Genomic DNA, 11,330 nt, shown 5'->3' on the forward strand with positions numbered 1-11,330 from the left:
GCCCACGACGCCGACCCGATACACCTCTCCGGCGTGATCATCGCCGGATCGGATGTCGGGCCATATAACCTATTTGGCGAAAAATATCAATCCTCAACCGCCTCGCCGCGCCCCTTGAAGCCCTTGGCAATGACATACCACTCGGACGAATCCTTGCGGCTGGCGGGCGGCTTGGCGTGCTTGACACTGGTAAAGTGCTTCTTGAGCAGCGCGAGAAGCTGCGTGTCCGTCCCCCCGGCCAGCACCTTGGCCAGGAACGTCCCGCCGGGTGCCAGGTACTGGATGGCGAAGTCCGCCGCCGTTTCAACCAGGCCCATGGTGCGCAGATGGTCGGTCTGCTTGTGCCCCACGGTGTTCGCCGCCATGTCCGACAACACGAGGTCCGGCGCTCCCTCCAGCGCCGCGTCGAGCGCCGCCGGGGCCGCGTCCGCCATGAAATCCATCTCGAAGATGGTGACCCCCTCGATGGGGTCGGTGGGCAGGAGATCGATGCCGACGATCTTCGCCTTGGGCCGCTTCAGGCGCAGCACCTGGCTCCACCCGCCCGGTGCGATACCGAGATCGACGGCGCGCTCCACGCCCTTGAACAGCTCGAATTTCTCATCGAGTTCCAGCAGCTTGTAGGCAGCGCGGCTGCGATAGCCGTCGGCCTTGGCCTTCTTCACGTAAGGATCGTTCAGCTGGCGCGTCAGCCAGCGCGCCGAACTGGTCGAGCGCTTCTTGGCGGTCTTGAGCCGCTCGCCGGGATCGCGGCCGGAGCGGCTCATCGGGCGTGGACTGCGTTACGGATGGTGTCGGTCATGTTTCTAATTCCAGATGCCGGACCCGGCGAGTGCGAGGCGATGAGGCTGCGCAGGATGCCTTCGCGGATGCCGCGGTCGGCAACCCCGAGCCGCGCGGCGGGCCAGAGGTCGAGGATGGCTTCGAGGATGGCGCAGCCGGCGACCACGAGGTCCGCCCGCTCACGCCCGATGCAGTTGAGCTCGCGCCGCTCCTCGATCGCCATGGAGGACAGGCGCGTGCTGATCCCGCGCATCGATTCGGCGGGCACGATCAGCCCATCGACCATGCGCCGGTCGTATTGCGGCAGTTCCAGATGCAGGCTGGCGAGGGTGGTGACGGTGCCGCTGGTGCCGAGCAGGCGCAGCGGTCCGTCATGGCTGGCGCTCTCGCGCGCCGGACCGACGCGCTTGGAGAAGGCGGAGAAGCTCTCCGCCACCAGGCTGTGCATGTGGCGATACCGTTCGAGGCGTTCGGCCTGCGTCGTGCCTTCCGGCCCGCAGCTTTCGGTGAGCGAGACGACGCCCCACGGCACGCTCTGCCAGTCGAGGATGCGCGGGACGGTGCCGGTGCTCTCGATCAGCACCAGTTCGGTCGAGCCGCCGCCGATGTCGAAGATCATCGCCGGGCCGAAGCCGTCCTCCAGCAGGACGTGGCAGCCCAGCACGGCCAGACGTGCCTCTTCCCGGGCGGAAATGATGTCGAGCTGGATGCCGGTTTCCTGCCGCACGCGCTCAATGAATTCCGGCCCGTTGGTGGCGCGGCGGCAGGCCTCGGTCGCGACCGAGCGGGCAAGGTAGACGTTACGGCGCACCAGCTTGTCCGCGCAGACCCGCAGCGCCGCAAGCGTGCGCTCCATCGCCGCGTCGGACAGGCGCCCGGACTGCGCGATGCCCTCCCCCAGCCGGACGACGCGACTGAAGGCGTCGATCACCGTGAAGTTCTCGCCCGAGGGCCGCGCGATGAGCAGGCGGCAGTTGTTGGTGCCGAGGTCGATCGCGGCATAAGCCTGTCGCCCGCCCGCCGACAGCAGCGACGGGACAGTCCCCACCCGCGCCGCGCCAATCTGCCGATCGGGACTGCCCGGTTGCGCAGGCGCCCTGGCGGGCGATGCAGCTGTGTCTTCTACGCGCGGCGCCTTGCCTGCCTCGGACTTGGCGGCGCTGCCCGACGGGCGCGCCTTCCCCTTGGCTTTCGTGCCGGAGGGCTGAGGGCTGGCAGAGGCTTTTGGAGGCGCCTTCGCTCCCGCCTTCGCCTTGCCCCGTCTGCCCTTGCGCCGCCGCGACGGACGACCCGTCGCCTCGGCTGTTCCCGACACTTCGACTTTGGCAACCGGCGGATCGTGGTCCGCCATAAATTCGATACTCGTTCTAATGTCTTCCCGCCGATCGGGCGGGCACCTGACGCCGATGCTAACGCCCCGCGCGCCAACCGGCAAGGGCAGCGCTTTTTTTGCTGCATCTAGGCGCTTGACCCGAATCACGACCGCCGCTAGTGGGGCGCCTCCGATGCCCCGTCGTCTAATGGTAAGACTACGGATTCTGATTCCGTCTATCGAGGTTCGAATCCTCGCGGGGCATCCAATCTTCCTCACATCGCTGGAAAACCAAGCTTTTCGGAGCAGGGTCGGGCTGCGTGTAGCACACTACTGTTGCACAAACGTTCAAATCGATGATTGCCGGGGCTATGGCGGCGGGGCACGGTCTTTCAGTATCGCTTGAGGGTTCCTGCCGATGTCGCAGCAGTGCTGGGCCGACGTCACATCAGTCGGTCTTTAAAGACTTCATCCATGCGTGAAGCGCGACGCGCGCTCATTTCAGCGGCCTATGATCTACAACGCCTCTTCGATGATGCTCGGCTCGGCATCGTCGCGGAACCAACGTCTGAAAGGCAAGGTAACGCCCCGTCAGCCACCGACGACCAGCATGGAGGCCCACACCATGACCGACCGCTTCGACACATTGACCGACGTAGCGCAACAGCCTTACGACACCTTCGATGGTGCCCAGCCCGCCAGTACCGCCATTGACGATCTGATCGCGCACATCCGCGCCGCCCACGATGCGGGTACGACCATTGGCGAACTCCATGCCCGGCTAGCCCCCTTGCTCAGCGGAACACCAACCGGAGCAACGCCGTCGAAGCCATCCTCAATGCCGAATGCGGTGCCGTTCCCGCTACCCGCTCCATTCGCCCTTCAAAAATCACCCTTAAAATGATATAAAACCCGCAGAAAACCTAGGCTTTTGTGCCTTGGTTCGTCCGGGTTTGCGTACCCCCGTCCACCGGCATCCACGCTTTTGTGGGGGTCTTTCGGGGTCTCGCGTTCTCGGGTCGATTGGAGATGCCCCCACGCTGGGGGAGTCATCTCGCGAAAGGCGCGGAATATGGCCCTTACAGACGTTGCTATTCGCAATGCCAAGCCCCGAGCAAAGCCGTACAAGCTTGGTGATTCGCTGGGACTATTTCTTTTGATCGCCACCGGAGGCGGCAAGCTCTGGCGGCTCAAGTATCGCATCCACGGCAAAGAGAAGACCCTCGCGATCGGTGTCTATCCCCAAGTCGGGCTGGCGGATGCCCGGCGTCGGCGCGACGAGGCCCGTCAGTTACTGCTGGACGGCAAAGACCCGGGCGTCGAGAAGAGGCGCGCCAAAGTCCGAGCCCAGATGCAGGCGTCCAACACGTTCTCGGCCATAGCTGCCGAATTTTGCGAAAAGCGCAAGCGTGACGGGCAAAAGGGTTGGGCACCCGCAACGGCGACCCGAAGCGAGTATCTGCTTTCACTATTAAGGGGCTCGATCGGCAACATGCCAATAGCGGAGATCGAGCCGATCGACGTGCTGGCGGCCGTTCGCCGTATCGAAAGTAAGGGCAAGCTGGAGAGCGCGCGCAGAACGCTTCAACTCGCCGGCGCGGTGTTTAGGTATGCTGTGGCGACAGCCCGCCTGAGATCAGATCCCACCCGAGACCTTAAAGGCGCGCTCACTTCGCCTAGTGTGACGCACTATGGCGCCATCCTCGAACCGTCGCGAGTTGGGGATTTGCTCCGGGCAATAGACGGATACGATGGCCAGCCCATTTCGAAGCTGGGCCGTGCAAATCGCACCTCACGTGTTTGTGCGCCCTGGCGAGCTAAGACATGCGACCTGGGAAGAAGTCGATTTCGAAAATGCGTTGTGGACGATCCCGGCAGCCAAGACGAAGATGCGAAAAGACCATCTGGTTCCATTGTCGCGACAGGTTCTGGCGATGCTGAAGCAGGTCCATGCGTTGACAGGACCAAAAGGCTATCTCTTCCCATCGATACGCTCTCGCGCCCGGCCCATGAGCGACAACACGATCAATGCCGGTCTCAGGCGCCTAGGTTACTCGACCGATGAAATGACGGCCCACGGTTTTCGATCAACCGCATCGACGCTGCTGAACGAAAGCGGAAAATGGCATCCTGATGCGATCGAGCGCGCGCTCGCCCACGGCGATAGCGATAGAGTTCGAGCTGCATACCATCGCGGCGCGCACTGGAATGAACGGGTGGCGATGTCGCAGTGGTGGAGCGATTATCTCGATAACCTCAGGAGCGCATCCAAGAGCGCGCGGTGAGGCAAACCGCGCGCTGCCTGTAATCCGCATCGTCTGGACCGGACCAGGGCGGGCCACCGAAAAGGTTATCTACGGCCGGCGCCTCCCGCTGCTAGGGCGTGCCGGGGGAAACGCTCAAGCACGTGGCCGACGCGATCCGATCGCTGCGGCGGAACAAATCTCGCAGCAGGAGCGGTTCGGCTGTGGCTCATGCTCGGATGAGACTGCGGGAAGAGAGGTTGTTATTCCAGCACTTGCGCGTTCCCGACTGGATGCCGGGGACCTTTGGGTCTACACTGCCCGTCAGGGAGCCCGGCCATGATGCGTTATGCCGAAAAGCCATTTCTCCAGTATCTCGACTCCTTCGTGCTGCGCGCGATCGGTGAACTGACCGAGCAGCAGGAGCAGGCAATCCTTCTCCTCTCCCAGACCTTCTCGCAAGCTGATGGAACCCGGGCATGGTTTGAGGTCGTCGCTGAACGGATGAGCTTCAGCGAGGGCTACGTTTCCGAGATCGCTTTTGTCTGGGAGGCCAGCAGGCAATCCGCCAGTGAACAGGGGTTGGAGATCAGTCCGTTCGAGTTCACGAGGTTGTTCGTGGATGCGAACTTCCCCAGCTAATCTGGCGAGTGTCGGCTCAGTTCTCAGCCTGACTCGATCGAGGTCATCAGTTTGAAGATATCCTTGTCCGGGTTCGCGCCAACGATCCGCCCAGCTTTCGAATGCGTGCAGACCAGAACGAACAGATCGACCTCGTCGTCGATGGCCGATTTGAAGCGGTCCTTGATGTCGTCTATCGCAATCCGGGAATCGAAGATCATGAAATCGGGCGTTTCAGTCCAGACCGCGCTGCACGCAATTTTCGACACGACCTCGATGAGCGCGCGCCTGCGGTCGATCTGCGAACGCCCCTGCCTTGGTTTGTCGGCGATACCGAACGCCGTCCAGTATGTGGTGCTCATGAATGTCTCAATGTCTTGGCGTGGCCGCGCCATCAATCGGCGGCGGGGCTGTTGCGCCTGGCAAGGGTCTCGAGCGCGGAAACGATCGATGTCGTTGTGACAGCTATCGGGGTACGGGCGCCGAGATGCATGAGCGATAGCCATGCGCTCACCATCTTGCTCCCTTTTTTCGTGATGACGAGAGGAGGTTGCGACCGGTCATCCTCTGCCTGAAAACAGACGAGTTCGTCCTTGAGCAAGGAGGGAACGTGCGTGATGGCCTTGCTCGATGAACAGGCCGCCGCAGCACAAACCTGCGCGACGGTCATTGCCCCCTTTCGAGGACTGCCCGCCCGGTAAAGGCTAAGGAGCATCAGCCAGGCGCATTCATCGATGTCGGGGGCAACCTTGCGGCGTACGGCAATCCCGTCGAGATAGGACTGAACGTTGTCGATTTCGCACTCGATCTCGGCGTGATCTCCGAGGATATGCGCCAGTTCGTCAGTCAGCGTATGGAGGTTCAGCACGGCGCGCTCCCCGCGAGGACTGCCGAAGGTCGAGAATTGGACCGACGCACAGAACTATCAGTTGAGGGATACTCCACACCGCCGAGGCAGCCTTGAACAGCCGGGGCGTATTGGGAACGATTTCCCAGGCCAGGAAGGAGATGACGCTGAGTGCTTGAAACGCGCATATCCACAAGGGCCAGTACCGGTCGGTTTTCGCCGCGAGATGGGCGAGGCCGATGAGCAGCACGAAGTCCACCATGACCGTGGAGTGCGCGAGGCTGATCTGGGTCTTGAACGTCGTTGCGCCGATATAGGTCGCCAGCGCAGCGACCACGAACATAAGGCATATCCTGCGCCCTTCCCATCCGCCCCACAGCAGCGCTGGCATGCAGGATGCGAACATGAGTATTCCGAAGACGAGGTTCAGGAGCATGGCCTTGACTTCAACCTGCGACGCTCAACGTCAAGGCCATCCCCTTTTCGGATTTACGCTCGGGTTGTCGCCATCTCGGGGGTCTTGAGCAGCCCACTCGGGCTATCGTCGCCGAAGCAGCCCCAATCCGTTTCCCGGTGCTGCGATTCGCCCTTGATGAAGGCGAGCTTGCGATGCATCTGCACCATGTCCTTGCGGCCCTCCACCAGCTTGGCGAAACCGGCGGCTGCCGAATCCAGCGCACTTTGCAGATGGGCCGGCGGGACGCTGGATGCGGCATTGGTCTCCATGATGGTCGCAGCAAGGCGCGCGGCGTCAAAAAGGGCTGTGTCGACGCTCTTGAACATGCCAGAAATTTCCGTGGCGACCGCTCGTCCGCCTGCTTCCGAAAGACGCATAAGTTTCTCCGATGCGTGAATCACGCTGAGGTTTGCCGTAAAATGAAGCTTACCTGCCGAGCAGGCTGAGAATTCCGACCATCACCGTGACGATCGCGGCCAGACCGACGACGGAGACAAGCGCAACCTGTCCCATCATCGCCATGCGCTGCGCTATCGTCAGGTCATGACGGGAGCCCCCGACCGGAGGAAGACTGAAGAGCCGTGAGAATTCCCATCGAGAGTGTTCTGCCCTCGCTTGGTCTTCTCCTCCGCGTCTCGTTTCTTCCGGACGAATGCTCTGTGCCTCGGCATCCGCGTCGCTGTCGAGCGGTTGCGGCGCACTAGGTAGTCGCTCCCTACCCTTTGATGCGTCTAGGAAAATACGGGCCGCATCAGCCCGGCTGGAAACCCCCAGCTTGACCATCAGGTCGGCGACATGATTGTCGATGGTCTTATAGGAGAGGCCAAGGCTTGCGCCGATCTCCTTGGAAGACAGGTGCCGGGCAACCAGCGAGAGAACCTCGTACTGCCGGGCGGACAGCTTTTGTCGAAGCTCCCCTTCAGACCATTCCCGCATCTTGCCGTCCCTCGTGCCTCGCCCTTTGTTTCCACACAGAATTGGAGGCTGAAAAGCATCCTAGCACTGTTTGCAACCGGTAACCTCGCTCGTTTGGCGCAGTATCCAATTGTTAGTCGCCAATTTGACGCCCGGGGTTGGGCACAAGTCGCGCAATCTCGGGCAAGCGGAGATAAAGCGAACGTCGCACAGCGACTGCGGCTTCGACCAAGTGGACCTGCGGCATCTCGATCCGTACGAACGACGATCCCGGCAGAATCGTTGCGAGTTTGACACTTGAAACGCCAGTTGGTTCAGAGCGCTTCGCCAAGGGGGCGGTCTCACGCAAAGTTCTTCACAGACAGCGCGAACAGGATTCCAGCTTGTTAGCACCGGCTCGCTCCGATGGGACGGTTAGCCCACAAGCCTTGCTGCGGCGCTCATAGCTGGGGGGCAACACGCCTCACTAGGCGGCTAGCCGGCAACTCGTCGCAAAGCCGCAAAGGCGGCCTTGCCGAAGGTGCTGGGACCGGCATCGCTTCCGACCAGCCAGGCCTGCGTCGATAACTTCAGTATTCCGATCGCGGCCGTGGCGGTGACGCGGCATTCGATGTCGGTCTCGGGGCGGCCCTTCTTCTGGGCGAGCGCGCTCGCGAGGACGCGTTCGACCTTCTCGTACTTGGCCTGATCGCCCGCGCTGAGCGCCGGCGTGTCCTGGATGAGCCTAGCAAGGTTGCGTGCGCGTTCTGAAAGGTGAGTTTCCGCGAGTTCCAGGAAGGCATTCTCAACCATGTCCAGCAGGGCCTCGTCGACTGGTCTCCGCCTGATCGCGTCAGCCACGAGCGTCGGAAAATCGGCCTTGGTGGAAAAGACGATCTCCTCCTTCGACCCGAAATAATGGAACAGACTGCGCCGCGAAACGTCTGCAGCTCGAGCGATGTCGTCGAGCGTCGTCGCCTCGAACCCGCGTTCCAGGAACAGACGCATGGCTTCGTCCTGGATGCGGGCGCGGGTTTGCGATCGCTTGCGCTCACGCAGGCCGACCGAAGCGGGTGAGATTGTTTCTTGCACTTCTTGTATATTTGCACTGAGTGCACAATATCGCGCTCAGCGCCCTCCTGTGGCTGATCGATGCGAAGGATAGCAAATATGGCGAGCTGGACCACCAAGGATATTCCCGACCAGTCCGGCAGGCTGGCGATCGTCACCGGCGCGACGGGCGGCCTGGGTCTGGAGACGGCGCTTGCCCTGGCGGGAGCCGGGGCCGAGGTGACCCTCGCAGGCCGCAACCCGGACAAGGGGCGCGCTGCCGAAACGCTGATCCGCAACCGTCACCCCGGTTCCCAGGTGCGCTTCGATCTCGTTGATCTCGCCAGCCTTGGCTCGGTTCGCGATTTTGCCGAACGGCAACTGGCGAGTGGACGCCCGATCGATATCCTCGTCAACAATGCCGGCATCATGGCGCTGCCGCGGCGCGAAGCCACGATCGACGGCCATGAGATGCAGTTCGCCACCAATTATCTCTCGCATTTCGCGTTGACCGGGCGGCTGCTGCCCCTTCTGATCGCGGGCAGGGCCCGCGTGGTCGAGGTCTCCAGCATCGCCCATCGCAGCGGCAGCTTCCGGCTCGATGACCTCGAATATGTGCAAGGCTACAAGCCTTGGCCAGTCTATGCGCAGTCCAAGCTTGCGATGCTGATGTTCGCGCTCGAGCTTGACCGGCGCAGCAGGGCGAAGGACTGGGGGATTACCAGCGTTGCAGCCCACCCCGGCGCTGCTGCCACTGACCTGATCGCCAACGGTCCCGGGCCGGGCAGTCGGCTGATGGCCTGGGGCGGCTCGATCGCGCTCAAGCTGATCGGCCATTCCGCCGCTGACGGCGCATTGCCGCAAGTGATGGCAGCGACCATGCCAAGCATCCGCGGCGGCCAGTATTTCGGGCCTCAGGGTCTGCGAGAGCTGAAGGGGCCGCCGGGCCCCGGCAAGATCGAACCGCAGGCGCTGGATGCCGAAATGGCCGCGCAGCTCTGGTCCCGGTCCGAGGCGATGACCGGCGTGACCTTCGGTTGAACCCCAAGCAATGTTCCACCTGATCTTCGCACTACCATGGGCCTACGTCGTGGCGCGCACGCTGTTGCCGCTGCCCTGGGCGGACGGCATCAAACTGACAGTCGCCTTGGTCCTGCTCATCGGCTCACAGTTCCATCTGTGGAGCCGTCTCTCGTCGGGATCGGTCTTCAGCCCGGAGTTCCCGCGCCTGCTTATCATCCTGCTCAATTGGCTGTTCGGAGGCATCGCCTTGCTGGCTGTCTTCCAGATCGCGCTCGACGCGTTGAGGCTGGCTGCGACGATAGCCGGGATCGGCGGCGCGGCGCCTTGGGTCGAAGCGCGCTATGCCATTGCCGGGGTGGCCTTCGTGCTGGCGGCGATCGGCGTGTGGCAGGCCATCGGCGTGCCGCGTCTGCGCAAGGTGACGATCACGATACGGGACCTTCCTGAAGCCTTCGAGGGCTATACCCTCGTTCACCTCACCGACCTGCATATCAGCCGGCTCTTTCCCGCAAACTGGAGCCGCGCCGTGGTCGAGGCGACCAATCGTCTCGAGCCTGACCTGATCGTGATAACGGGTGACGTGATCGACGGCAGTGTCGAGAACCGGCGCGAGGGCGTTGAACCCTTGCGCGACTTGCGCGCGCGCGATGGCGTCTGGCTCAGCCCTGGTAATCACGAATATCTCTCCGGTTACGATGCGTGGATGGCACACCTTGCTTCGCTAGGCATGCGGGTTCTGGCGAACACGCATGCGGTGATCGAGCGCGGCAAGGGAGCCTTGGTCGTTGCAGGTCTCACCGATCCGTCGGCGCGCGGTGTCGGCAAACCGCTCCCGGACCTCGGGAAGGCCCTGGATGGGGCACCGTCTGGCGCACCGGTTGTCCTGCTCGATCACGAGCCGGGGCGGGCGCGCGAATCTGGCGATCATGGCGTGGCGCTACAGTTGTCGGGGCACACCCATGGCGGCATGATCGTCGGGCTCGACCGTCTGGTCGGGCGGGGGAATGGCGGCTTCGTCTCGGGCCACTACGCCGTTGGTGACATGGCCCTCTACGTCAACAATGGCACCGGCATCTGGCCTGGGTTCGCTTTGAGATTGGGCCAGCCTTGCGAACTGACGCGGATCACGTTGCGGCGGAGGACCCGTTGACTGATCAATCGCGCTCACCCGTGCGAGCAAAGGCGAAGTGTGCCCGGGGGCGGCCTCGCTTGAACCGTTCGGCAGGCCCTATCCGCTTTCTTTGACTAAAAGGGAGTGTTATTGACCTATAGGTGAACCACGCTATTCCTCACCAGTTTCCGATCGGCATCGATCCGAACGACATCGACTTCATGGGCCATGTCAACAATGCCAGCTACCTGAAATGGGTTCAGGCTGCAGTGGTTGATCACTGGCGCGCGTTGGCCCCTGCTGACGCAATCAGTCAGCATCTTTGGGTGGCGATTAAGCACGAGATCACATACCGGAAACCGGCTTTTCTGGATGACGATGTCATCGCCACGGTGCTTCTGGAGAAGGTTCAGGGGGCTCGAGCCTTCTACGAAACGGTGATCAGGCGAGGGGAAGAGGTGCTTGCTGAGGTAAAGTCCAGCTGGTGTTGTCTCGATGCATCGACGATGCGGCCAGCCCGCCTGGCAAGGGACGTTATCGAGCGGTTTTTTCCGGCGGGAGAAGCGGGGCAACGGTGATCGGGGAACGTCCACATTCGTTGCCGCCAGTCCGATGGCCCGGCTTTGGACGCGGACGTTACCAGTGGCGGACGCTTTTACGGGGCTTGCCTCAGGGCACCCGCTTGCCGCGACCAAAAACGAACCCGGCCACCAAAATCACGGCTGCTACGAGCAGGAAAATCTTGGCAAGGCTGGCGGAAAGACCTGCTACGCCGCCAAAGCCCAAAAGCGCCGCGATAAGTGCGATAACGGCAAAAATGATGGCCCAGCGAAACATGGGTCTCTCCTTAAATGAATCCCACTGGCCGAACTGTTCGACGAGTTGTCGTCTAGAACCTGCGGTGCTGACCTAAGTTCCAAACGACAGTTCCAGGTGTAGCGCGACAAACTGGATGATGATTGCGCGTCAATCAGGATGAGAATGTGATT

14 protein-coding genes, 1 tRNA gene and 2 pseudogenes are annotated in these 11,330 nt (G+C 62.2%); 8 read left to right on the forward strand and 9 right to left on the reverse strand.

The window, feature by feature from the left end:
* Positions 1-86 precede the first annotated feature (86 nt).
* The gene (locus QRN25_RS24300; protein ID WP_008833541.1) at positions 87-767 is read right to left on the reverse strand and encodes an RlmE family RNA methyltransferase; all 681 of its coding nucleotides are present in this window, start codon (positions 765-767) and stop codon (positions 87-89) included.
* Complete coding sequence (locus QRN25_RS24305; protein ID WP_285021961.1) at positions 764-2,134, reverse strand: Ppx/GppA phosphatase family protein; 1,371 nt, start codon at positions 2,132-2,134, stop codon at positions 764-766. Before QRN25_RS24305 ends, QRN25_RS24300 begins: the two co-directional genes overlap by 4 nt.
* Positions 2,135-2,289: 155 nt before the next feature.
* On the opposite strand from QRN25_RS24305, the gene QRN25_RS24310 reads away from it, so the two are divergent.
* From QRN25_RS24310 to QRN25_RS24325, 5 genes and pseudogenes are all read left to right on the forward strand, one after another.
* Positions 2,290-2,363: transfer RNA gene (locus QRN25_RS24310), tRNA-Gln, on the forward strand.
* Positions 2,364-2,524: 161 nt separating this feature from the next.
* Positions 2,525-2,578 (forward strand): annotated as a pseudogene (locus tag QRN25_RS26410) (hypothetical protein); the annotation flags it as partial.
* Between the two features lie 28 nt (positions 2,579-2,606).
* Positions 2,607-2,999 (forward strand): hypothetical protein, encoded by a 393-nt coding sequence (locus QRN25_RS24315; RefSeq protein ID WP_285021962.1) that lies wholly within the window; start codon positions 2,607-2,609, stop codon positions 2,997-2,999.
* Positions 3,000-3,167: 168 nt separating this feature from the next.
* Positions 3,168-4,380 (forward strand): annotated as a pseudogene (locus QRN25_RS24320) (tyrosine-type recombinase/integrase).
* 297 nt (positions 4,381-4,677) lie between these two features.
* Positions 4,678-4,980 (forward strand): hypothetical protein, encoded by a 303-nt coding sequence (locus QRN25_RS24325; protein WP_285021963.1) that lies wholly within the window; start codon positions 4,678-4,680, stop codon positions 4,978-4,980.
* 23 nt (positions 4,981-5,003) lie between these two features.
* On the opposite strand, the gene QRN25_RS24330 is transcribed toward QRN25_RS24325, so the two are convergent.
* From QRN25_RS24330 to QRN25_RS24355, 6 genes are all read right to left on the reverse strand, one after another.
* Positions 5,004-5,354 carry a hypothetical protein gene (locus QRN25_RS24330; RefSeq protein ID WP_285021964.1) on the reverse strand — a complete coding sequence of 117 codons (351 nt, stop codon included), beginning with the start codon at positions 5,352-5,354 and terminating at the stop codon, positions 5,004-5,006.
* Positions 5,354-5,827 carry a hypothetical protein gene (locus QRN25_RS24335; protein ID WP_285021966.1) on the reverse strand — a complete coding sequence of 158 codons (474 nt, stop codon included), beginning with the start codon at positions 5,825-5,827 and terminating at the stop codon, positions 5,354-5,356. Before QRN25_RS24335 ends, QRN25_RS24330 begins: the two co-directional genes overlap by 1 nt.
* Positions 5,802-6,149 carry a hypothetical protein gene (locus tag QRN25_RS24340; protein WP_285021969.1) on the reverse strand — a complete coding sequence of 116 codons (348 nt, stop codon included), beginning with the start codon at positions 6,147-6,149 and terminating at the stop codon, positions 5,802-5,804. The genes QRN25_RS24335 and QRN25_RS24340 overlap by 26 nt, the downstream gene beginning before the upstream one ends.
* A 146-nt stretch (positions 6,150-6,295) precedes the next feature.
* Entirely contained in the window at positions 6,296-6,589 is a 294-nt protein-coding gene (locus tag QRN25_RS24345) for a hypothetical protein (protein ID WP_285021970.1), read from the reverse strand.
* A gap of 100 nt (positions 6,590-6,689) precedes the next feature.
* The gene (locus QRN25_RS24350; RefSeq protein ID WP_285021971.1) at positions 6,690-7,199 is read right to left on the reverse strand and encodes a helix-turn-helix domain-containing protein; all 510 of its coding nucleotides are present in this window, start codon (positions 7,197-7,199) and stop codon (positions 6,690-6,692) included.
* 453 nt (positions 7,200-7,652) lie between these two features.
* Positions 7,653-8,165 (reverse strand): TetR/AcrR family transcriptional regulator, encoded by a 513-nt coding sequence (locus QRN25_RS24355; protein ID WP_285021975.1) that lies wholly within the window; start codon positions 8,163-8,165, stop codon positions 7,653-7,655.
* Between the two features lie 162 nt (positions 8,166-8,327).
* On the opposite strand from QRN25_RS24355, the gene QRN25_RS24360 reads away from it, so the two are divergent.
* From QRN25_RS24360 to QRN25_RS24370, 3 genes are all read left to right on the forward strand, one after another.
* On the forward strand, positions 8,328-9,248 hold the full coding sequence (locus QRN25_RS24360) for an SDR family oxidoreductase (protein ID WP_285021977.1): 921 nt from the start codon (positions 8,328-8,330) through the stop codon (positions 9,246-9,248).
* 10 nt (positions 9,249-9,258) lie between these two features.
* Positions 9,259-10,380, forward strand: a complete 1,122-nt coding sequence (locus QRN25_RS24365; protein ID WP_285021978.1) for a metallophosphoesterase — start codon at positions 9,259-9,261, stop codon at positions 10,378-10,380.
* A gap of 122 nt (positions 10,381-10,502) precedes the next feature.
* The gene (locus tag QRN25_RS24370; protein WP_285021979.1) at positions 10,503-10,919 is read left to right on the forward strand and encodes an acyl-CoA thioesterase; all 417 of its coding nucleotides are present in this window, start codon (positions 10,503-10,505) and stop codon (positions 10,917-10,919) included.
* 91 nt (positions 10,920-11,010) lie between these two features.
* On the opposite strand, the gene QRN25_RS24375 is transcribed toward QRN25_RS24370, so the two are convergent.
* Complete coding sequence (locus tag QRN25_RS24375; protein ID WP_285021981.1) at positions 11,011-11,178, reverse strand: DUF1328 domain-containing protein; 168 nt, start codon at positions 11,176-11,178, stop codon at positions 11,011-11,013.
* Positions 11,179-11,330: the final 152 nt, after the last annotated feature.

The sequence above is a fragment of the Novosphingobium sp. fls2-241-R2A-195 genome, assembly GCF_030209485.1.
Classification (GTDB): domain Bacteria; phylum Pseudomonadota; class Alphaproteobacteria; order Sphingomonadales; family Sphingomonadaceae; genus Novosphingobium; species Novosphingobium resinovorum.